Here is a 21124-nt window from a genome sequence, read left to right on the forward strand (position 1 = left end):
TCTCTTCTGGGATCAGCAAGATGGCATGCTCTTTGCCCAAGTGTGGCCACCCTTCATGCCCTTCCCCTGCCGTCAATCCCCCCAAGTTGGTTATTTTGTGATACGATAGAGGCCGTTTTTTGACATCTGCGCCCCGTTGTCGCCTTGATCCTGCAAGATCACCACCCAGTCCGGTGGGCACAACCGCGGCGGCGCAGCACCACAAGTGACCCGGTTGAGTCAATGCTGGCGGCCTGTGCCAGCGAGCGACACCAGGGGCACCTTAGATAAGGAGATCGGGCTATGAAACAGTATCAAAGCTGGCTTGGACAATATCTGATGAGCCGTCGCGATGGCGATCACGCCATGGCTTCCGAACTCGCCAACTCCATCTGCGAGTTCTGGCAGGCGCAGGGGGATGAGGCCGAAACCAGCAAATGGCAGCAGCTCTACCAGCAGCACGTGGAAAAGACCACCTGACGGCGGCACCTTCAGGCTTTCTGGCCTGTCACCCATAAAAAAACCGGCGCTCATGGCGCCGGTTTTGCATTTCAGCGACCCGAATTACATCTGGTCGACCATGTCCTGGGCGAACTGGGAGCAGGAGCGCAGGGTGGCGCCTTCCATCAGTCGCTCGAAGTCATAGGTGACTGTCTTGTTGGCGATGGCCGCTTCCATCCCCTTGACGATGAGATCCGCCGCCTCGGTCCAGCCCAGGTGGCGCAGCATCATCTCGGCGGAGAGGATGAGGGAACCCGGGTTCACCTTGTCCTGACCTGCGTACTTGGGTGCAGTGCCGTGGGTTGCCTCGAATAGGGCCACGCCGTCGCCGATGTTGGCGCCCGGGGCGATGCCGATGCCACCGACCTGAGCGGCCAGGGCGTCGGAGATGTAGTCACCGTTCAAGTTCATGCAGGCGATGACGTCATACTCGGCCGGACGCAGCAGGATCTGTTGCAGGAAGGCATCGGCGATGACGTCCTTGACGATGATGGTCTTGCCGGTCTTCGGGTTCTTGAAGGAGCACCAGGGGCCGCCGTCGATGAGCTGGGCATCGTACTCTTTCTGGGCCAGGGCATAGCCCCAATCCTTGAAGGCACCTTCGGTGAACTTCATGATGTTGCCCTTGTGCACCAGGGTCACGGAGTCGCGATCGTTGTCGATGGCGTACTCGATGGCGGCACGGACCAGACGCTCGGTACCGGCCTTGGACATGGGCTTGATGCCGATGCCGCAGGACTCGGGGAAGCGGATCTTCTTCACGCCCATCTCGTTTTGCAGGAAGGCGATCACCTTCTTGGCTTCGTCGCTGTCCGCCTTCCACTCGATGCCGGCGTAGATGTCTTCGGCGTTCTCGCGGAAGATCACCATGTCGGTCAGCTCGGGGTGCTTGACCGGGCTCGGGGTCCCTTCGTAGTAACGGACCGGGCGCAGGCAGACATAGAGATCCAGCTCCTGGCGCAGGGCCACGTTGAGGGAGCGAATACCGCCACCGACCGGGGTGGTCAGCGGGCCCTTGATGGCCACGCAGTATTCACGAATGAAATCCAGGGTTTCGGCCGGCAGCCAGGCACCTTCGCCATAGACATGAGTCGATTTCTCGCCGGTATAAATCTCCATCCAGGCGATCTTGCGCTCGCCCTTGTAGGCTTTCTCGACCGCAGCGTTCACCACGTTCAGCATGGCCGGGGTCACGTCCACACCGATACCATCCCCTTCGATAAACGGAATGATGGGGTTGTGGGGAACCTGCAGCTTGCCGCTGGCATCGACTGTGATTTTCTGACCCTGGGTCGGGATAACTACTTTGCTTTCCATCGGCATCTCCTAACTTCCGTTTGTTATCAATCTGATCGTTGATCGTTGCGCGCGGCCATCTTAGCCCATCCATTTGCATAATCAAATGGCGGGCGTGCATGTCCGACCATAGTCGGGGACTGGATCACAATGCGCCACTTCTCTTCGCGCCCCATGAGGCGCAAGCCAGTGCAGTCCCGCCATGGCGAGCGCCGCCGTCATGGCGTCAGACTCTCGCTCTGCCCCTGAGGCTGGCTCAGGGCGCGGTACTGGGAGGGGGTCAGCCCCGTCTTTTGCTTGAACACCCGGCAGAAATAGTTCACATCCATGTAACCACAGCGGCTGGCCACCTCTTCGAGGCGGAAGCGGTATTTTTTCAGCATGAACTTGGCCCGATCGATGCGTACCCAGCTGATGTAGTCCGCCAGGCGCATGTGGCCCTGCTCGCGAAACAGGTGGGAGAGGTGGCTCGCCGAGACGTTGAAGCGGTGGGCGATGGAGTCGCGGCTGATGGGACGGTGAAAGTTCTCCTGGATATAGATGCAGATGCCGTGAAACAGCTCAGCCCCTCGCGGCCGCTCGAAGGTGGACTCCGCCAGCAATTGACGGGCGCTGGTGAGCAGCGCCTGCAACAGGTGGTTGTCGGTGGGGGAGCGGCCCGGGTCTTCCACCAGCACGTTGAGGGCCGCCAGTATGTGTTCGTTCACATGGCCGGCCCGGGCCATGATGCTGTGCTTTTGCACATCGAAGAAATCCGGGTCTTCCCGGCGCTTGCTCACCAGGCTGAAACCGAGCTGGCGCTTGCCAAACAGCAGGCTCAGCACAGAGCAGTCCGTGGTCCAGAGCGGCTTGTTCCAGCCGTTGGGGGGGATGTAGAGCGCCTGCCCCGGCAGCACGCTTATCTCCTGGCAACCCGACTCCCTGTCCCAGATCTGGTTGAGGTATTCGCCGCTGAACACCAGCTCGAGACGCGGGAAGTTGACCTGGTAGCTGAAGCCGGGCGGCACCCCCTGATCCTGGGCAAACCAGATCTGCTCGAAGGGAACCTGGTCTTGGAGTGCGCCGTCGAGCAGCTGGCTGAAGATGAGTGACATGATGATCCCGATCAAGAGAGAGGCAAGCGATTGCGGCGGCAAAGGCCGCCCATGTTATAGTCCGGGCCGGACCGTCAATTCCACCCTTTTCTTCAAACCACTTTGTTCACACCAAATGAGGCGTCCCTTATGAGCAGTCGAGATCTGCCCTCTTTTTTGTTAATGCAAAATCCGATTCAAGGTTACGACTGGGGCAGCCATGACGCCCTCACCACCCTGTTTGGCATCCCCAATCCGGCTGGCAAACCCCAGGCAGAACTCTGGATGGGAGCCCATCCCAACGGCTGCTCCGAGGTGACGCTGGCGGGGAATGTGCAGAGGCTCTCGACCCTGATAGAGCGCGCCCCCGCCGCCGTGCTGGGGGATGCCACCGTCGCCCGCTTCGGCAGCCTGCCCTTCCTGTTCAAGGTGCTGTGCGCCGAGAAGGCCCTCTCCATCCAGGTGCACCCGAGCAAGGCCCAGGCCGAAGCCGGCTTTGCCAAAGAAGAGGCCGCCGGCATAGACCCCAAGGCAGCCAATCGCAACTACAAGGATCCCAACCACAAGCCGGAGCTGGTGTTTGCCCTCACCCCCTATCAGGCGATGAACGGCTTTCGCGCCATCCCGGCCATACTGGCGCTGTTCGACCGCATGGGGCTGCCGGCGTTGGCCGAACTGACCGAAGCGCTGCGCCAGTCACAGGATGAGGCGGGCTTGCAGCACTTCTTCCACCAGTTGCTGGTGCTGGAAGGGACGCGCAAGGATGAGGCCCTGGCCGGCCTGCTGGCCTATGCCGCCCAGCATCAGGATGAAGAGACCTTTGCGCTGATCACCAGCCTGGCCGCCCAGTACCCGGGGGATGTGGGGCTCTTCTCGCCACTCTTGCTGAACGTGGTGACCCTGCAGCCGGGTCAGGCCATGTATCTGGACGCCTGCACCCCCCACGCCTATGTGCGCGGCACCGGCCTCGAGATCATGGCGAACTCCGACAACGTGCTGCGCGCCGGGCTCACCCCCAAATACATAGACGTGGCCGAGCTGCTGGATTGCACCCGCTGCCTGCCCAAGCCGGACGACCAGATCCTGCTGGCCCCCCACCTTGACGGGGCGGTGCAGCACTTCGAGGTGCCGGTACCTGACTTCACCTTCAGCGTCTACCCGGCCGGTGAGCATGCACTCACCACCGCCAGCGCCGAGATACTGTTTGCCATCGATGGCCCAGTGACCCTCCAGCAGGGTGAGCAGTCACTGCGCCTCGAGAAGGGTCAGTCCGCCTTCGTCCCCGCCGCCACCGGTCACTACCGGCTGCTGGCCGAGGGGCGGGTCGCCCGCGCCGGCAACCGCTGCTAAGGACCACCACGACCCCCTAATGCACAAGGGCCATCTTCGGATGGCCCCCACTTCGAAGGCTTCCCCATGCATGCTCCCTTGACCCCATCAGTCCCGCTCATCGCCCTGCTTCCCAAGGTGCAGCCAATCCTTAGCCCGCGCAATGAGCGCAGGGCTCGAACACTGTTCCTGCGCGGGGGTGACCTGTGAGCCTGGATCTCGGCGAGCTGATGCCGCTCTGGGCGCTGTTCCAGCAACAACCCCTGGCACAGGGCATAGGCCTCGCCGCCATGCTGGTCGGGATCAGCGCCTTCCGGCAACGGGATGACGGGCGTTTTCGATTGCGGCTCTGCCTCTATCAGGCGGCCATCGCCCTCCACTTCCTCCTGATGGGGGCCAGCACCGCAGCCCTCAGTGCAGGCCTCAGCTGCATTCGCACCACCGTCTCTGGGCACACCCGCAGCCCCTGGGTGATGCTGTTCTTCCTGCTTCTGGTCTGGGGGCTCGGCATTCCCGGGATCACCAGCGCGGTACAGTGGTTGCCCATCCTGGGCACCACCATAGGGACCTGGGGACTGTTTCGGGCCCAGGGCATCACGCTGCGGCTCAGCATGCTGACGGGTGGCCTGTGCTGGACCAGCCACAACCTCCTGATTGGCTCCATCGGCGGCAGCCTGATTGAGCTGAGCTTCCTGTTCGTCAACTGTCACACCATGTACCGCATGTGGCGACAACCGCAGTCGAGCCCTGCCTGATCCCCCGCCCTCCGGTGTCGCTGGCCGCAGTCAAGGCGTGAGGAAGGCCGATAGCGGCCTTGAAAAAAAACCACCGCCCTGGGTCAGGGCGGTGGTTTTTCATTATCTGCTCAACCGATGGCCAGCATGGCCGTCGGGGGCTAGTGTTCTGCCGCTTCCGGCTGGGGAGCTTCCGAGCGTTCCCGCTGCAGTTCATCAACCCTGGCTTGCCATTTGTCATGGGCCTGTTTTTGCCCCTGTGACTCGAATTCCTGGCGCATGGTGTCGATTTCTTGGTCAAGTTTTTCCATCAGGATGTCTCCTTACATCTCGGGTTACACACTGGCTGACGGCACTGTTGGCCAACCTGCTCTACCCGATTGGACACCAAGTCTTCCCCGATTGTCCAACTAAATAAACGATTTATTATGCAAAAACCAATCTAAAAAACAGTGAAAGGCTTCTTATGAAACCACATAAAATGCTTCTGATCAGGTGTGGTAAAAACCTATTTTCCTTTCATTATCAATGCATTGAAAACATTCACTCCAGCCTTGTCGCCGTCCTTGTCCGGGGATGCTGGTTATGCACATTTTTTTCACGCCCCCCGCCTGGGCCCACCTCGCCCATGCGAAGCCGCCCCCGGGCCGCACTTTTGCCGGGCGGCTCACATTTCAGGGCGCGGTCACAGCACACAAATCTCCAACTCTCGCTCCTGACTTGGGCGCGGCATATGGCCACCCACTTCTGACAACCACATCAAAAACACACTCAAAGCATTGTTTTAAAATGAAATAAAAAATCACAAACCGAGTCGGCAAGCCGGCATAAAAATGCGAGCGGGGTCACAGGACGGGGTCACTGACACAAAAATCCAGTAAAGGGCACATATATCCGATTTCTACCCGTGAGCAGGGGCGAAACAATAGACGGGTCAATTGTTACCCATCGCAACGGCTCCAAGAAGGAGCCAGGAGACACCTATGCTCACCTCCTTGATAGACGAAGGATTGATCTGCCTCGACATAGCGGCCAACGACAAACAGGGGCTCTTTGTGGAGCTGGCCGCCCGGCTCAAGGCCTGCGGCAAGATAGCCAGTCAGGATCAGTTCGTGCGCGACCTCTGGGCGCGGGAAAACCTCGACAACACAGGGTTTGAACAGGGGGTCGCCCTGCCCCACGCCAAGAGCGAGGCGGTGCTGCAGCCCGCCATCGTCATCGGCATCAGCCGCCAGGGGATAGACTACGGCGCCGAAGATGGACAGCCCTCCAGACTCTTCTTCATGATTGCCTCCCCGGCGGGGGGCGCCAACCACCATATCGAGGTACTGGCCGAGCTCTCCACCAAGCTGCTGGAGCCGGGCTTCATTCCGCAGGTGCAAGCGGCCACCAGCAAGGCCGAGGTGCTCAAGCTGCTGGCAGCCCGGGCTCCCGCCAGTGCGGCCGGCAACCAGCCAGCCCGGACCAGGGCGCCGCAACCCAGCGCCCCCGAGCCCCGGGATCGCAGCCTCAAGGGCCAGCTCAACACCCTCAAGCAGCATTTGCTGTTTGGCACCTCCCACATGATCCCCTTCATCGTCGCGGGGGGCGTGCTGCTGTCGCTCTCGGTGATGATGAGCGGCAAGGGCGCCGTGCCCGAGGCGGGCGTGCTCAAGGACATGGCCGACATGGGCATCGCCGGGCTCACCCTGTTTACCGCCGTGCTCGGCGGCTACATCGCCTACTCCATGGCGGACAAGCCAGGCCTGGCCCCCGGCATGATCGGCTCCTGGATTGCGGTGCAGCAGTTCCACACCGGTTTTCTCGGCGCCATCCTGGTGGGCTTTATCGCCGGCCTCATCGTCAATCAGCTCAAGCGCATCAAGCTGCCGGACTCCATGAGTTCGCTCGGCTCCATCTTCATCTATCCGCTGATCGGCACCTTCCTGGTGTGCGGCATCGTCATGTGGGTGATAGGGGCGCCCATCGCCGCCATGATGGAGGGGATGAACCACTGGCTCTCCAGCATGGCGGGCTCCGGCAAGGTGATGCTGGGGGCCATCCTCGGCGGCATGACCGCCTTCGACATGGGCGGCCCGGTCAACAAGGTGGCCACCCTGTTCGCCCAGACCCAGGTCAACACCCAGCCCTGGCTGATGGGCGGGGTCGGCATCGCCATCTGCGTGCCGCCGCTCGGCATGGCGCTGGCGACCCTGCTCTCCCCCCGCCGCTACAAGAAGGAGGAGCGCGAAGCGGGCAAGGCGGCCGCCATCATGGGCATGATCGGCATCAGCGAGGGGGCCATTCCGTTCGCCGCCGCCGACCCGGTGCGCGTCATCCCGGCCATAGTCGCGGGCGGCATCGTCGGCAACATCACCGGCTTCATGATGCACAGCATCAACCACGCCCCCTGGGGCGGCTGGATAGTGCTGCCTGTGGTGGAAGGCAAGATGGGCTACATCCTGGGCACAGTGCTCGGCGCCCTGACCACGGCCCTTGTCGTCAACCTGCTGAAAAAACCGGTGACCGACGAGGAAGAGGTCACCACCCCGGATGGCGGCTATGAGGTCATCGAAGCGGAAGGTGAGGCAGAAGTGCTCGCCATCACCGCCTGCCCCTCAGGGGTGGCCCACACCTTCCTCGCCGCCAAGAGCCTGCAAAAGGCGGCCGCCAAGGCGGGCATCAAGCTCAAGGTGGAGACCCAGGGCGCCAACGGCATCATCAACCGCATCACCCCCAAGGACGTGGCCAACGCCCGCTGCGTCATCCTGGCCCATGACGTGGCCATCAAGCACAGAGAGCGCTTCAATAGTATCGAAATAATCGATGTCAAAACGAAGGATGCTATCCACAATCCAGATGGATTATTGGCCCGCACCCTGGCAGACAACAGCAAGGTCGCCTGACGAGGCAGGGTTGGCGTGCTGAACATAAGGGGCCGCTAGGCCCCTTTTTGCGGTGGCAGGAGATGAGGGGGCAAGCTCGCCTCCCCCTTGCCAGCCCCATAAAAATCCGGCGCCAGGGGGCGCCGGATAACGTCGTGGTGGGCGGCCGCTATCGGCCGGCTTGCCGGTCGGGATGGGGCGCGATCGCCTGTCACGCAGCCGGATCAAGGGGTCGGCTTGACCAGGGTATCCAGAGCGTTCACCGTCAGGGTGCCTCTGCCTCGGGTCATCTTGTGGAAGTTGGTGCCCTGCTGGGACGGGTTGTCTGTCCGGGTCAGCAGGGTGGCCCCGTTGTTGTAGTTCTGGATCTCGGTGGCGGTGAGCGGCCGATCCGACAGGATCAGCAGTAGGGTACGAAACGCCTTCTGCGAAGTGGCCGCACTCGGCACCCTGGGTTTCTGATCGGCCGGGATCAGGGCATAGGCATCGAGACTGGCGGGATCCGTCATCTCGGAGGCGTCCATCAACCCCATCAGGTAGAGCTCGATGTCGGCGTAGTTGGCACTCACGTTGTTCAGCTGGCCGACGATGCCGAGCCAGGGAGCCCAGTGCCCGGTAACGGGTGGCACCACCCAGTTCGCCCAGCGATGGGCCATCTCGTGCAGGATGGGGCCATAGGTCGAGGTCGACAGGTACTTCTTCTTGTAGAGGAAGAAGACCCCCTGCAGCTTGCCGTCCGAGTGAAACGCCGCCGTCTCATCAAACATGCCAAGGCCTATGCCCGCCACATCGTTTCTGACGTGGGCATATTCACCTGTGGGCATGCCCGCTGGGACATCGTCGTTGTTCATCACCACTGTGATGAAGTCGAAGGCATCGCTGAACTGGCTGTAGACCTGTCCGGTCAGATCTTTCAGCGCCGCCTGCCCCTCGGGGGAGTTGATGGAGGTCGCATTCCAGAATGCAAAGGCCTCCGGGCTCAGTTGCAGCGAAGCCAACTGGTTTTGCCGCGGCTCGATGAGGATGGGAGCCTCGGGGGCCGTTGGCATCACGGTCAGCCGGGCCGACGTGCTGGTGACGCCCCCCAGGCTGGCGGTGATGAGTGCCACCCCCTCGCTCAGGCCGCTCGCCTCCCCCCGGCTGCCAGAGGCATTGCTGATGGGCGCGACGGCGGGCGCATCGGAAGACCAGAGGATGGTGTCGTCGTCCGTCACCTCCTGGTTGCTGCCATCGGAGAGGGTCACCATGGCCTGAAATTGCACCTTGCCCCCCACAGTGACAGAGGCATCCGCCGGCGTTAGCTCCAGATTGGTCACCACGGCGGATGAGACGGTCACCGGGGTCGAGCCAGTGAAGGCGGTGCCGTCCAGGGTGCCGCTCGCCATGATGGCGGCAGTCCCCACCGTCTGGCCCGTCACCAGCCCCTTGCTCCCCGCCTGGTTGCTGACGCTCGCTATCCCGGGTTGATTGCTTTGCCACTGGATGAGGTCGTTGTCGGTGACATCGAACGAGGTGCCATCGGTGAGATTGGCCGTGGCGACAAACTGTGTTTGCAGGCCAGCCGCAATGGTGTCCCCCATGGACTGCACCTCGAGTCCGATGACGGCGGCCGAGCTCACCCTGAGCGGCTCGGTCGCCTCGAGGGAGACCCCGTTGATCATGCCGCTCACCCCTATGGTGGCACTCCCCGGCGTCAGCCCGGTGACCAGCCCGGTCTCGCTGATGCTCGCCACCGCAGGATCGCTGCTGTGCCAGGTCAAGGCGTCATGCTCGGTCACCTCTATGGGATCGCTGTCATCGGACAGGGTGGCGAAAGCGTGCAACTGCGCACTCAATCCCATGGGCAGCGGATCCTGGGGGGCATGGATATCCAGCCCGGTGATCACGGCATCCGTCACCGCCAGCGGGGCCGACGCCAGGAAGGACGCGCCGTTGAGGGTGCCGCTGGCCTCAATGTTCGGCTCCCCGACCGCCACCCCGGTGGCAAGGCCCTTGCTGCCGGCGTCGTTGCTGACCAGGGCACTGCCCTCGTCACTGCTGCGCCACTGCAGAGCCGAGGCATTGGTCACGTCTCGCGACTGGCCGTCGGAGAAGGTGGCGATGGCCACGAAGGGCTGGTTCAATCCCACCGGCACACTGGCCGTGACCGGGGTCAGTTGCAACTCTGTCACATAGGCATCGATCACCTCCACCCTGGCGGTGGCGCTATGAGACTCCCCGTTGACTGTGCCCGTGCTGGTCAGGGTGGCCGTGCCCGGGCCGATCCCCATGGCGAGGCCCTGTTCATCCACCCTGACCACGGCGGTGTCGCTGCTGCTCCAGACAAGGTCGGGGTGCCCGGTCACGTCCTGCACGGCGCCATCATCCCAGGTCGCCTGCACCTGGAACTGCTGCTCGACACCGACGGGAACCCTGATCTCTTCCGGACTCATCCGCAACGAGGCGAGGGAGGGGCCCTCCCCCGTTGAGCCTTCCTCGTCATCACTGCCACACCCCAGCAGCGCCAGCGCTGCCAATCCTGCTACCAACCACTTGCCCACTGCCATTACCCACTCCTCCCTAAATCACTCCCTTGCCGGCGCACTCGGCGTGCGCCGGGGCCGCCTGTCGCTGCGGCTGTTTGAACCAGACGGGGAGTAGAGCAACGGGGCATTTTGCCGTCCACCGAAAGCCACGGTGCAGACAGCCTGGGTTAAGAAAACCGCGATGAAACCTGGCAACCCGCCCCCAAGTCCCTGACAAACCGCCCTTTATCCGCCGCCGAACCCCGCCAGGTGCCAATGAATGAGGGCCTTTCGGCCCCCTGTCATTGCCAACCCGGAGTCATGGCGCCGGGCGCAGGCCGAGGGTCATGCCAAGGCTCATGCGATCCCCTCTGCCGAGCAGGCGCAAGCCGGGGTGACCGGCCATCTGGTGGGCATTGGCGGCATGGCTCTGGGGCTCCAGACAGACGAAGCCGCTCCCCTCATCGGGCTGGTAGAGCATCAGGAAGGCACACTCGCTTGAAACTAGCAGGCGCTGTTGGCGGGCAGGATGGTCAATCTCGGCCTGACCGCGCCAGCCGCTGTAACAGTGGTTGAGCCACCCTTCCGGGCGCTGCCACTGACGAAAATCGAGCTTGGGCGCCAGTCTGCTCGACCAGTCGGTCGGCAGATGATCCTCCCCCTCCTGCCAGACACCGCTCGCCAGAAAGCGAATCTTTGTCTGCTCATCGCGCCAGAAGAAGGGGTGAAAACCGGCGCCGTAGAGGCAGGGGCTCTCCCCGAGATGGGTCAGGCTGATCCGCGCCACCAGGCTCGCTCCCTGCAGCCGATAGTCGATCTCCGCCAGATAGTGAAAGGGGCCATTCTGGCTGGTGAGCTGCAAGGTCACCGAGCTGTCGCTCAACGCCACCGGTTGCCATGGCTGTTGCCAGCCATCCCCATGCAAAAAGAAGTCGGGATCGAGTTCGCTCGCGGGCAACGCACACACCTCTCCCCACAGCTCGAACCGATTGCCCGCGACCCGATTGGCCAGCGGCACCATGGGAAACAGCGCGCTCTGCCCGGGATGCCATGGCTGCGCTGGGTCAGTTTCTCGTAGCAGCGGGCGCCCTTTGTCATCTTCAAACCCCAGCAGACAGGCCCCTTGTGCAGAGACCCGCATCCTAAGATGCGGGTTGCTCAATGTGTAAACCGTCATGCCGAGACGCTCGCCTTGGTCGGCGTCAGTTCGACCTTGCCCTGGGCCAGTTGGGCTTCCAGCGCCTCCAGCGTCACCCCCTTGGTCTCGGGCACCTTGCGATAGATAAAGATGAGACCGGCGAAACAGATAAGGCCATAGAGCAGGAAGCTGCCTGCGGCACCCAGTCCTGCGTTGAGCAGCGGGAAGGTGTAGGTCAGCACGAAGCAGGCGATCCAGAGCGCCAGGGTACCGGCCGACATCGCCAGACCGCGCACCCGGTTCGGGAAGATCTCCGAGAGCAGCACCCAGGTCACCGGCGCCAGGGTCAGGGCATAGATGGCGATGGCCACCAATACCAGCAGCAACACCGGCAGCCCCAGTACGCCTGTGGCATAGGCCGCCGCCATCATGCCGTAGATGATGGTGAGACCGGCCGAGCCAATCAGCATCAGCTTGCGACGGCCAATCTTGTCCACCATGGGCAGCGCTATCAGGGTAAACAGCAGGTTGATAAGACCGGTGGCGACGATGGATTTGAGGGTACTGTTGATGTCAAACCCGGCGGAGGCAAAGATCTCCTGCGCATAGTTGAAGATGACGTTGATGCCGCACCACTGCTGGAACACCGCCAACACGATCCCGATGATGAGGATCGGCCGCACCGAGGGCTTGCCCAGCTCCGCCAGCGAGACCTTGTGGGTCTCACCCACCAGGGTCTGACGGATATCGGCCAGCGTCTGCTTGGCATAGGCATCACCGCCAATCTTGCCGAGCATGCGGGAGGCTTTCTCATACTGACCATCTTTGGCCAGCCAGCGCGGCGACTCCGGCACGAAGAACATCAACACCAGAAAGGCCAGTGCAGGTACCAGTTCGGCACCGAACATCCAGCGCCAGCCGGACTGACCATTCCAGGTCGCCAGAATATCGGCCTGAGTCGCGTTGCTCGCCACCGGATCGGCGATCATCAGGTTCACCAGCTGAGCCGCCAGCACCCCGATCACTATGGTGAGCTGGTTGATGGCCACGAACTTGCCCCGCTTGTCGGCCGGGCTGATCTCGGCGATGTACATGGGCGAGAGCGCAGAGGCCAGACCGATGCCGATCCCGCCGATGATGCGATAGACCACAAACAGATCGAAGTTGCTGGCCGCAGCCGTGCCCCAGGCCGAGATGGTGAAGAGGATGGCGGCCAGGATCAGCGGCTTCTTGCGACCGAAGCGGTCGGCTGACCAGCCGGAGATGGCGGCCCCCAACACGCAGCCCACCAGCGCCGAGCTCATGGCCCAGCCAGACTGGGCCGGGTCGGTGATGGCGAAATAGGCCTCATAGAAGGGCTTGGCCCCGCCAATCACGACCCAGTCATAACCAAACAGCAGGCCACCGCAGGCGGCCACCAAACAGATCATCCAGATGTAGCTCATATTGAGCCCATTCGTATCCAATTGATTTTTCGTGCGTTCCATGACTCATCCTTTCTATCTTGTCGATTGTAGGGTGCAGTGGCACCCCTCACCGTGGCGGGGCGCCGGTTTTTGTTATGAGAGTTATGAGTTGAGTGACAGCTCGCGGCAGATCAGGGCAAAGAGGTGCCCCTTGTCGTGAGCCGGGTTGAGGGCGAGCAGCTCTCGCAAGCTATGTTCACAACCATCCCGCTGACCCAGCCCCAACAGGCCGAGCGCCCTGACCAGCAGACAGTGCTGGCGATGTTTGTGCTGCGGGTCGTCATCGAGCACGATGAGATCCGGCAGTGAGACGGCGAAGAAGTCCGCCTCGACCGACTCGCCCATCGCCTGTTCGGCCCAGCCGACCATTCCTTCAAAGAGACGCTGCGCCTCCGCAACCCGACCAAGACGTGCCAGCGCCATACCCTGATAGAAGAGGTAATCCACCGGCTGATCGTTGTAGTAGCGGCTGGCCCCCAGCGATCCCTGACCGAGACAGGCCTGTTGCAGGCTCTGGGCCGCCAGACTCTGGTTGTCACAGGCCAGATGGCAGAGCGCCAGCAGGTAGTGGATATCGTTGTCGGTTTGCCCCACCAGACGCCCCTCCCCCAGATTGAGGGGGTAGTGCAGCGCCTGTTGCAGCAACGGAATAGCCTGCTCATGGCGTCCCTGAGTCATCAGTACCAGCGCCCGGCGCTGCTGGTTGATGAGGTACTGACCGGTCACCTTGCCCTCGCCCCCCTCCCAGGGGTGGAATTCACGCAGCCGCAAGATCTCTGCCGCCGCCTCCAGCTGGCCGGTGATGTGATAGAGGCTGAGCAGTTCGGCGGTCAGGTCGTCGCGCTTGAGGGCAACCTCACGATGCGCCTCCAGCAGCGCCAACCGCTCCCTTGGCGCCATGGCGCAGCGCTTGTGCAGCTGATCCAGTTCAAACAGCAGACGGGCATCATCCGGCTTGAGGGCAAACGCCCGACTTAGGCACTGCTCGGCCGCCACCGGATCGCCGCTCTTGTTGAAGTGATAGATGCCAAGGTTGCGCCAGGCCGGGGCAAACTCGGGCGCCTGCTCGCACACCTGCTGCCACAGGGCAATGGCTTGCGGGTAGCTGCGCTTGCTGTAGTGGAAGCAGCCCAGCAGATAGCTGGCAAACCAGCTGTGGGGCAGTTGCGCCAGCATGGCCACCTCGCCAAGGGTATTGGGGAAACGCACCTTGCGGCCAAAGGCCTGCTCGGCCCGTTGCAGCAGGGCATCCTGTGCCTCACCTTCCGGCAACAATGCAGCCTGGAACAGCAGCGGCAGGGTCTCCTCTACCGGCAGTGTTGAGAGCAGTTGCTGCGCCAGCTCGGGGCGTCCCAGCGCCAGCAGATTGCTCGCCAGGAAACAGAGGTTCACCCCGCGCCCGTTGCACAGGGTGCGCAGCGCCTCGAGATCGGTCGGCTGCTCGCTTGCCAGCCAGCGCAGGAAGGCGAGCTGATAGTGAAGTGGATAACGAACGCGCTGCTCGTCGATATAGGCGATGGCCGCCTCCTGCTGGCCAGACTCCAGCAGCGCCAACCCTTTGAGGGCGATGGCGCCGTAGTGGGTACCGTTGACCGCGAGGCTGCGCTCGACAAATTGCAGCGCCTGCGAGGCATCGCGCCGTACCATGGCGATGCGGGCCAACCCGAAGAAACCACTGTCGCGGCAGTTGCCACTCCAGGTCGCCTTGTAGAAGTCATCGAAGGCGGCATCGAACTGGCCCAAACGCTCCTCGATGTGGCCGCGCAGCAAGCTGGCCTTGCCACACTGGGGGTTCTTGTTGAGCCGATGGGCACGGGTCAGCGCCTGATTGACGTAGACCAGCGCCTGCTCATAGTTGGCACGGTTGTACTCCAGGGTCGCCAGTGCCAGGTTGCAGCGATAGTCGCCGCCATCGAGCTCCAGTGCCCGCAGGTAGTAATCAAAGGGCGAGCGGCTGGCGTGCAGATACTGCTCAAGATGCTGACCGATGAAATAGAGCTCGTCGACCGAGTCGAGATTGACGGCGGGCTCTGGCGCGGTGGCAGGATCCGGCAGGGCTTCGCCCGCGGGCTGATGCTCCAGATAGCTCAGGATCGGCTGGCCCTGCTCATCCAGCAGACGTACCTGCAAGCGTCCCTCGCTGGTGATGGCCTGCGGCTCAAGCCAGGCCTGACCCGGTTGCAACTCCAGAGGTTGCGTAAACAGCACGCCCCCCTCGTCACTCACCTCGAAACTGGCCCCGCGAAGTGGCGCCACCGCATAGACCCCGCAGACGATGCCGTCATCGCTGCGCTCCAGCTTGATGGCGGCGCGGGTGTTGGCGTTTTGCAGGGTGCCGAGGGTGTTGTAGGGCAGGAAGTTCTGCACGAACACCTTCTCCTCCCCCGCATCCAGCCAGGTGAAGTCGGGCTGGTTGTCGGTGTAGACCCCGGTCATCAGCTCGATGTAGGGGCCGTTGTCGTCGGTCAGGTTGCGATCCCAGGCCAGACCGAAGTCACAGTTGCCCCAGCTCCACTGCTTCTTGCCAGGGGATACGTGGTGGTCCGCCACGTGCAACAGGCCGCCCTGCTCGTCATGGCAGTAGGCACCGACGAAGTCGTAGTCGGACTTGTCCGCCATGTAGGAGGTGGGCACCGGAATATTGCGGTAACGGGAGATATCGACCCCGGCGGAGTAATCCACCTTGTAGTAGGTGCCGCGGGCGATGGGGAAGGCACTGACGTCGCGCTTGCCGTGGTCATAGACGGCGGTCACGTCGGGCGGGAAGACGCTCTGGTGGGCATCGCCCCCCTTCACCGCCGGGTTGGACCACCAGAGGAAGTGGCGCGGCGTATCGTTGCCGTTGAACACCTTGCCGGTGATCTCGATGAGCGCCTTGTCGGGATAGAGGGTGAAGCCCGCCATCACCTGCAGACCGCGCATCGGCTCCACCTCGCCGAGCCAGACGGTCTTGGCGCCGCCCTCCCGATCCGCAATGGTGACATCCACCGGCATGAAGGTGGTGGGTCTGTGGTGCTGCGGCCAGTTGAACTCGATGCCGCCGGAGATCCAGGGCCCCACCAGCCCCACCAGCGCCGGTTTGATCACCTCGTTGTAATAGACAAAATCCCGCTGCATCACCTTGTCGTAGGCACGGTGGATGCGGCCACCCAATTCCGGCAGCAACATCACCTTGATAAAGTCGTTCTCCAGCCAGACCGCCTGATAGGACTTCATCTGCTTCTGGCCGGTCAGGGTGTCGATCACGCCGTAGGGATAGACGGCCCCCGAGGAGCCCTGATAGACCCGCTTCTCGAGAAACATGGGGTTGGGATCTTCGGCACCGACCTCGTAGGTCGGCAGGGTGACGGCTTCGACCCAGACTCTTACATCAGCTCTCATCAATCTCGCCTCATTTAACATTTATTAGTAAACGTTTTGATGAGGCCAGTTTAGAATGGTGATTACAGCGATTTTCGCTTAAAGATCACGCAATACAGTAAGCGGAGTTTAGTGAACTGATGATCGTTGGCCTGAACAACCAGAAGGTACGCCACCACAACAAGCAGGTGTTGCTGGCACTGCTCTACCAACTCAAGGAGGCGAGCAAGTCCACCCTGGCCCGTCACTGCGAGCTCTCCATCCCGGCGGTCAGCAAGATCCTCGACGAGCTGGTGGCCGACGGCGCCATCAGCCACAGCGAACAGAACCTCTCCCTGCGCGGCATCAACGGCGGCAGCTACCGTATCGCCAGTGGCCAGGGGGCCATCCTCTGCCTCAATATCAGCCCCACCAGCCTGGAGAGCATACTGGTGGACAACCTGATCACCCCGCAGGATGAGTTCAGCGCCCAGAAGATAGCCCCGCAGACCCCCGATGAGCTGCTGCGCCTGATTGAAGCGCACTACTACCAGCACAAGCGCCGCCATAAGGGGCTGGCGATCCGGCTGGCGCTGGCGGTACACGGCCAGGTCAACCCGGCCACCGGGGTGTCGCAAACCATGCCGCAGGCCCCCTGGCACGCGCCGGTCGAGCTCAAGTATCTGCTGGAGGAGCGCCTCGGCTGCGAGGTGATGGTGGATAACGACTGCATCATGCTAGCGCTGGCCCAGAAGTGGCAGGGCCGGGAAGGAAACGGGGATTTTTGCGTCATCAACGTCGACTATGGCATAGGCTCCGCCTTTATCATCAACGGCCAGATCTACCGGGGCGCCCTCTTTGGCAGCGGCCAGATAGGCCACACCATCATCAACCCAGACGGCAGCGCCTGTGCCTGCGGCCGCTATGGCTGCCTGGAGACGGTCGCCTCGCTGTTTGCCATCAAGAAGCGGGCAAGGGTCTTTCTCAAGCAGCAAGCCAGTGCCGACAACCCGGCGCCGGCAGGCGGAGAGCTCGACACGGCCCAGCTGCTCGCGCTCTACCACCAGGGGGATGCCATGATCCGCACCCTGGTGGACGAGGGGGCACGCGCCATTGGCCTGAGCCTCTACAACTTCCTCAATATCCTCAACATCAACCGCATCTTGCTCTATGGCCGCAGCTGCGACTTCGGCGAGCCCTGGCTGCAGACCATCGTCAGCCAGACCGGTGCCAACCCCTTCGACTGCAGCGATGCCGTCAATGCGACCCAATTGCGCTTTGGCGAGCTCACCCGTCCCCAGCAGGTGGCGGGCATCGGCTATCTCTATGTGGAGCGGGCACTAGCGCAGCGTGATGCGGCAGGCTTTAGCCAGTGAAAACGGGTCGCCCCTTGATCCAGCGCCGATAGCGGGCGTTGCCACGCAGGGTCTGCCACTGCTGGCAGGCCAGCGCCAGGGCGGGTGCGACCTTGGGGCGGCTGGGCTGGCCGCGCCCCAGCCGCCGCAGCTGGTATTTCACCATCGCCATGTAGCCCACCGAGGCCAGCACCTTGTTGCGCCAGGGGATGGGTCTGAGTTCGGCGCTGGCCTCCTGCTCCCGGCGCCATCTGGCGGGCAGATCCGGGGCGATGGCAAGCGCGGTGGCCATGCCGACGACCGCCACTCCGCTGCCGAGCACCTGCTCCACCACCGGATAACGGCGGATCCCCCCGGTCACCATCACGGGCATGCGGGCGGCGCTCACTATCTCTTCGGCGAATGTCAGAAAATAGGCTTCCCGCGCCAGGGTGCGGCCATCGCGGGCCTGCCCGTGCATGGCGGGCGCCTCGTAACTGCCGCCGGAGAGCTCCACCAGATCCACCCCGAGGAGGTTGAGCATCTCCACCACAGCCCTGGCATCCTCGGTGCTGAAGCCGCCACGCTGAAAGTCGGCGGAGTTGAGCTTGACCGACAGTGAGAAGCGCTCCCCCACCTGCTCACGTATCCCCTGCACTATCTCCAGCAGCAGGCGGGCACGATTCTCAAGACTGCCGCCCCAACGATCGCGGCGCAGGTTGGTGAGCGGCGAGAGGAACTGGCTCAACAGATAACCGTGGGCGGCGTGGATCTGCACCCCGTCAAAACCGACACGCTGTGCCAGCCGCGCCGTGTTGATAAAGCGCGCCTTCACCTCGGCAATGTCGGCCTCGCTCATGGCCCTGGGCGGGGCGAACTGCCTGGAGAAACCGCCGAGCGCCATGGGCACGGCGGAAGGTGCCAGGGTGGGTTGCCCCAGCGCCGCCGGCATCTGGCGGCCGGGGTGGTTGATCTGCATCCAGATCTGGGCGCCGCCGCTCTTGGCCGCCTCGGCCCAGGCAGTGAAACGCCCGGCCAGCTGCGGGGATAGCTCCGGGGAGTCGAGCACCACGCCCCCCGCTCCCGTCATGGCGTGACCGTCCACCATCACATTGCCGGTGATGATGAGGCCGGCGCCGCCCTCTGCCCAGGTGCGATAGAGCTGGATCAGCGCCTCTGAGGGGGCATGGTCACGGTCGGCCATGTTCTCTTCCATGGCCGCCTTGGCGAGGCGGTTGATAAGCTGGCTGCCATTGGGCAAGGTCAGGGGAGTAAAGGGGTTCATGGCGATCTCCTCGGTAATGAGGGCCCCACCATAAGTTTGAAGCTGACTTGAAGGTCAAGCCCCTTTGTCGGGATGCCGTTGCGATGAGGGAAACGCATCCACCCACACCGCCCTTGCTCAGGGCCGTTGACATTCAAGCGGGCTTTAACCCTAGAATCCTCCCTGATCCCGCCCTTCGGCGGGCAGACCCGCCAACCCGCAGCCCAGGAGGCAAGATGAAGATAGGTGAACTGGCCAGACAGACCGGCATGGCGGCCTCGGCCATCCGCTTCTATGAAGCCAGGGGCCTGCTCAGCAAGGTGCGACGGGGTGCCAACGGCTATCGCGACTACCCGCCCGAGACGGTGCAGCTGCTGACCATCATCGGCCAGGCCCAGCAGGCGGGCTTCTCCCTCGACGAGATCAAGCAGCTGGTGCCGGCGGATATCGGCACCTGGCAACAGGCCCCGCTGCTGGCGGCACTCAAGGCCAAGGTGAGCGATATCGAAGCGCTGGAGGCAAGGCTTGCCCACAGCAAGCAGCAGTTGCAGACCCTGATCCGGCTGGTGGAGTCCAAACCCGACGAGATGCCGTGCGAGGAGAACGCCGCCCGGGTATTGGCCAGCATGGGCATCACATCCCCCAAACAGCCCTGATCGACGTTGCCATGCCCTCATGCCACCACACAGAAAAGGAGCTCCTCCCTCAATGGAGCCACACCATATGAGGGGAGGAGAGCCAAGTGGAGAGGATTATGATGGGCGCGCCATCAGCAGGAGAGTGCTCATCATGACAGCCCAGCGTGAACAGCAAAAACAATGTGAACAGCAGGCGCAGAGCGAAATCCATCGCTGCGACAAATGCGCTGAGCGCACCCGCCATATAGTGGCGCTGGTCCCTCGCGATCACAGTCAGGACATCGCGCCCAAGGATCCGCGCAAAGCCTTCTGGTAAGCCTTTACTTCCAGCAGCATCACCAACTGGGCATTCGGCTCGACCCTGGCCTATCAGGCCACCCATGTGAGGCACCTGATCTGCGAGCGCTGCGGCGAGAAGTTTCTCGAGTATTGAGGCCCAGAGGGCGGCGCGCCCCGGACAGTCAGAGCGAGATAAAAGAGAAATAAAGATGAGGTTTGTCGAGATAAACCCCGACCAACTGCCGCTGGCGCTGCTGCTGGAGGCCGATCCCGCAGAGCAGCGCATTACCGCCTATCTGCCCGGCGCCTGGGGCTTTGCCGCCCTGGCAGGCAACGAGGTGGTGGGAGCCTGTGTGGCCGGTCTGGTGGGGGAAAAAACAGCCGAGATCTTCAATATCGCCGTTTCCCCCAATCGCCAGCAGCAAGGCATCGGCTCCGGCTTGCTGCGCTTCGTGCTGACCAGCCTGGCCGGGAAAGGGGTAAACCGCGTCGAGCTCGGTACCGGCAGCTTCAGCCACCAGCTCACCTACTACCAGCGCCACGGCTTTCGTGTCGATGCCGTCGTAAAAGATCACTTCCTTATCCACTACCCCGAGCCCCTGATGGAGTACGGCATCCAGCACAAGGATATGCTGCGGCTATCGCTGGTGCTGGAGCCCAATACCCCACTCTTCAACGGCTAGTCACCTACTGGCACAGGTGCCACCTGACAGCAACCAATCCATTTCTCTTATCAAGAAATTTGTTGATCTGTGGCTAATTTTTATCAGCTTCCTGTTTTGCCATTGAATGACCTTGGTTAAGATGTCCAATTGACAACCAACGCCTAATTTTGAGTCATTCACATAGCAAACGTGTCGCCTCAATACGGGCATTCGTTCAAGTATATTGGAACACTAGCTGGTGATTAACTGGTAGGTAGGCAATCAATATATAAATAATTCATCGTAGAATACGACAATTCTCGGAATGGCTGTCTGTCACAATGTCCAACATTTTTTAAATTTCTTTTAAGGAGCAAAAAATGGCACTAAGCAAAGAAATTAGAAAGTTAGCAGGGAAATGACAACGAGGTGATTTTCCTAAGCATTTAGAATGGATTGAGCTTGATGGCGTCAGGGGATGGACAGGACAGAGAACAGATTTCAATTTCCCTATAGTTGCAATTTGTGGAGAGAATGGTGCTGGGAAAAGCACAATTATTCAAGCCGTAGCAAGCATTTATGAGTCAACAACTGAGGATAAATTCTTCGCATCAAATTTTTTTCCCGATACAGCTTGGGATTCCTTAGTTGGCGTTATCATAAAAGCATCAGTTAAAGAAGGACCAAACTCATCAGAGGTATCTGTTCGTAAACCAACAACTAGATGGCGTGGTAATGACAC

The 21124-nt window shown here is 61.9% G+C and carries 15 protein-coding genes and 2 pseudogenes; 9 read left to right on the plus strand and 8 right to left on the minus strand.

The window, feature by feature from the left end; all coding sequences use genetic code 11:
- Nucleotides 1-282 precede the first annotated feature (282 nt).
- Nucleotides 283-459 carry a hypothetical protein gene (locus AC3WR3_RS04660; RefSeq protein WP_080675191.1) on the plus strand — a complete coding sequence of 59 codons (177 nt, stop codon included), beginning with the start codon at nucleotides 283-285 and terminating at the stop codon, nucleotides 457-459.
- An 84-nt stretch (nucleotides 460-543) separates the two neighbouring features.
- Here AC3WR3_RS04660 and icd read toward each other — a convergent pair whose 3' ends face one another.
- Both icd and AC3WR3_RS04670 read right to left on the minus strand, forming a co-directional pair.
- Nucleotides 544-1797, minus strand: a complete 1254-nt coding sequence (gene icd, locus AC3WR3_RS04665) for an NADP-dependent isocitrate dehydrogenase (protein WP_025327693.1) — start codon at nucleotides 1795-1797, stop codon at nucleotides 544-546.
- Nucleotides 1798-1994: 197 nt separating this feature from the next.
- The gene (locus AC3WR3_RS04670; RefSeq protein WP_162519189.1) at nucleotides 1995-2870 is read right to left on the minus strand and encodes a helix-turn-helix transcriptional regulator; all 876 of its coding nucleotides are present in this window, start codon (nucleotides 2868-2870) and stop codon (nucleotides 1995-1997) included.
- A gap of 129 nt (nucleotides 2871-2999) precedes the next feature.
- On the opposite strand from AC3WR3_RS04670, the gene manA reads away from it, so the two are divergent.
- Both manA and AC3WR3_RS04680 read left to right on the plus strand, forming a co-directional pair.
- Nucleotides 3000-4199: a mannose-6-phosphate isomerase, class I gene (gene manA / locus AC3WR3_RS04675; RefSeq protein ID WP_492291300.1), complete on the plus strand. Its 1200-nt coding sequence runs from the start codon at nucleotides 3000-3002 to the stop codon at nucleotides 4197-4199.
- Nucleotides 4200-4384: 185 nt separating this feature from the next.
- Complete coding sequence (locus AC3WR3_RS04680; protein WP_492291301.1) at nucleotides 4385-4933, plus strand: YgjV family protein; 549 nt, start codon at nucleotides 4385-4387, stop codon at nucleotides 4931-4933.
- A gap of 140 nt (nucleotides 4934-5073) precedes the next feature.
- Here the strand turns inward: AC3WR3_RS04680 and AC3WR3_RS04685 are convergent, their stop codons facing one another.
- On the minus strand, nucleotides 5074-5223 hold the full coding sequence (locus tag AC3WR3_RS04685) for a hypothetical protein (protein ID WP_005328920.1): 150 nt from the start codon (nucleotides 5221-5223) through the stop codon (nucleotides 5074-5076).
- 672 nt (nucleotides 5224-5895) lie between these two features.
- On the opposite strand from AC3WR3_RS04685, the gene AC3WR3_RS04690 reads away from it, so the two are divergent.
- Complete coding sequence (locus AC3WR3_RS04690) at nucleotides 5896-7797, plus strand: PTS fructose transporter subunit EIIC (protein WP_492291302.1); 1902 nt, start codon at nucleotides 5896-5898, stop codon at nucleotides 7795-7797.
- Nucleotides 7798-8000: 203 nt separating this feature from the next.
- Here AC3WR3_RS04690 and AC3WR3_RS04695 read toward each other — a convergent pair whose 3' ends face one another.
- The 4 genes from AC3WR3_RS04695 to AC3WR3_RS04710 form a co-directional block, all read right to left on the minus strand.
- Nucleotides 8001-10322: an Ig-like domain-containing protein gene (locus tag AC3WR3_RS04695; protein ID WP_492291303.1), complete on the minus strand. Its 2322-nt coding sequence runs from the start codon at nucleotides 10320-10322 to the stop codon at nucleotides 8001-8003.
- 277 nt (nucleotides 10323-10599) lie between these two features.
- Nucleotides 10600-11457: an aldose 1-epimerase gene (locus AC3WR3_RS04700; RefSeq protein ID WP_492291304.1), complete on the minus strand. Its 858-nt coding sequence runs from the start codon at nucleotides 11455-11457 to the stop codon at nucleotides 10600-10602.
- Nucleotides 11454-12905, minus strand: a complete 1452-nt coding sequence (locus AC3WR3_RS04705) for a sugar porter family MFS transporter (protein WP_492291305.1) — start codon at nucleotides 12903-12905, stop codon at nucleotides 11454-11456. The genes AC3WR3_RS04700 and AC3WR3_RS04705 overlap by 4 nt, the downstream gene beginning before the upstream one ends.
- An 81-nt stretch (nucleotides 12906-12986) precedes the next feature.
- On the minus strand, nucleotides 12987-16265 hold the full coding sequence (locus AC3WR3_RS04710; RefSeq protein WP_492291306.1) for a DUF5107 domain-containing protein: 3279 nt from the start codon (nucleotides 16263-16265) through the stop codon (nucleotides 12987-12989).
- Nucleotides 16266-16384: 119 nt separating this feature from the next.
- Between AC3WR3_RS04710 and AC3WR3_RS04715 the strand changes: the two genes are divergently transcribed.
- Complete coding sequence (locus tag AC3WR3_RS04715) at nucleotides 16385-17599, plus strand: ROK family protein (RefSeq protein WP_492291307.1); 1215 nt, start codon at nucleotides 16385-16387, stop codon at nucleotides 17597-17599.
- Here the strand turns inward: AC3WR3_RS04715 and AC3WR3_RS04720 are convergent.
- The gene (locus AC3WR3_RS04720) at nucleotides 17589-18842 is read right to left on the minus strand and encodes an NADH:flavin oxidoreductase/NADH oxidase family protein (protein WP_492291308.1); all 1254 of its coding nucleotides are present in this window, start codon (nucleotides 18840-18842) and stop codon (nucleotides 17589-17591) included. The two genes, AC3WR3_RS04715 and AC3WR3_RS04720, sit on opposite strands and share 11 nt — an antisense overlap.
- Before the next feature lie 215 nt (nucleotides 18843-19057).
- Between AC3WR3_RS04720 and AC3WR3_RS04725 the strand changes: the two genes are divergently transcribed.
- The 4 genes and pseudogenes from AC3WR3_RS04725 to AC3WR3_RS04740 all read left to right on the plus strand — a co-directional run.
- Nucleotides 19058-19477, plus strand: coding sequence for a MerR family transcriptional regulator (locus AC3WR3_RS04725; RefSeq protein WP_247625873.1), 420 nt, complete (start codon nucleotides 19058-19060; stop codon nucleotides 19475-19477).
- Nucleotides 19478-19610: 133 nt separating this feature from the next.
- Nucleotides 19611-19892: pseudogene (locus tag AC3WR3_RS04730) on the plus strand (hypothetical protein).
- Nucleotides 19893-19947: 55 nt separating this feature from the next.
- Nucleotides 19948-20421, plus strand: a complete 474-nt coding sequence (locus tag AC3WR3_RS04735; RefSeq protein ID WP_492291309.1) for a GNAT family N-acetyltransferase — start codon at nucleotides 19948-19950, stop codon at nucleotides 20419-20421.
- A 416-nt stretch (nucleotides 20422-20837) separates the two neighbouring features.
- Nucleotides 20838-20942 (plus strand): annotated as a pseudogene (locus AC3WR3_RS04740) (ATP-binding protein); the annotation flags it as partial.
- Between the last annotated feature and the right edge of the window lie 182 nt (nucleotides 20943-21124).

Source organism: Aeromonas sp. EU05-FHT14A05, assembly GCF_058791175.1.

Coding starts and splice junctions, on each gene's coding strand:
- AC3WR3_RS04660 (WP_080675191.1), top strand. CDS start 283: ATGAAACAGTATCAAAGCTGGCTTGGACAATATCTGATGAGCCGTCGC.
- icd (WP_025327693.1), bottom strand. CDS start 1,797: ATGGAAAGCAAAGTAGTTATCCCGACCCAGGGTCAGAAAATCACAGTC.
- AC3WR3_RS04670 (WP_162519189.1), bottom strand. CDS start 2,870: ATGTCACTCATCTTCAGCCAGCTGCTCGACGGCGCACTCCAAGACCAG.
- manA (WP_492291300.1), top strand. CDS start 3,000: ATGAGCAGTCGAGATCTGCCCTCTTTTTTGTTAATGCAAAATCCGATT.
- AC3WR3_RS04685 (WP_005328920.1), bottom strand. CDS start 5,223: ATGGAAAAACTTGACCAAGAAATCGACACCATGCGCCAGGAATTCGAG.
- AC3WR3_RS04690 (WP_492291302.1), top strand. CDS start 5,896: ATGCTCACCTCCTTGATAGACGAAGGATTGATCTGCCTCGACATAGCG.
- AC3WR3_RS04695 (WP_492291303.1), bottom strand. CDS start 10,322: ATGGCAGTGGGCAAGTGGTTGGTAGCAGGATTGGCAGCGCTGGCGCTG.
- AC3WR3_RS04700 (WP_492291304.1), bottom strand. CDS start 11,457: ATGACGGTTTACACATTGAGCAACCCGCATCTTAGGATGCGGGTCTCT.
- AC3WR3_RS04705 (WP_492291305.1), bottom strand. CDS start 12,905: ATGGAACGCACGAAAAATCAATTGGATACGAATGGGCTCAATATGAGC.
- AC3WR3_RS04710 (WP_492291306.1), bottom strand. CDS start 16,265: ATGAGAGCTGATGTAAGAGTCTGGGTCGAAGCCGTCACCCTGCCGACC.
- AC3WR3_RS04715 (WP_492291307.1), top strand. CDS start 16,385: ATGATCGTTGGCCTGAACAACCAGAAGGTACGCCACCACAACAAGCAG.
- AC3WR3_RS04720 (WP_492291308.1), bottom strand. CDS start 18,842: ATGAACCCCTTTACTCCCCTGACCTTGCCCAATGGCAGCCAGCTTATC.
- AC3WR3_RS04725 (WP_247625873.1), top strand. CDS start 19,058: ATGAAGATAGGTGAACTGGCCAGACAGACCGGCATGGCGGCCTCGGCC.
- AC3WR3_RS04735 (WP_492291309.1), top strand. CDS start 19,948: ATGAGGTTTGTCGAGATAAACCCCGACCAACTGCCGCTGGCGCTGCTG.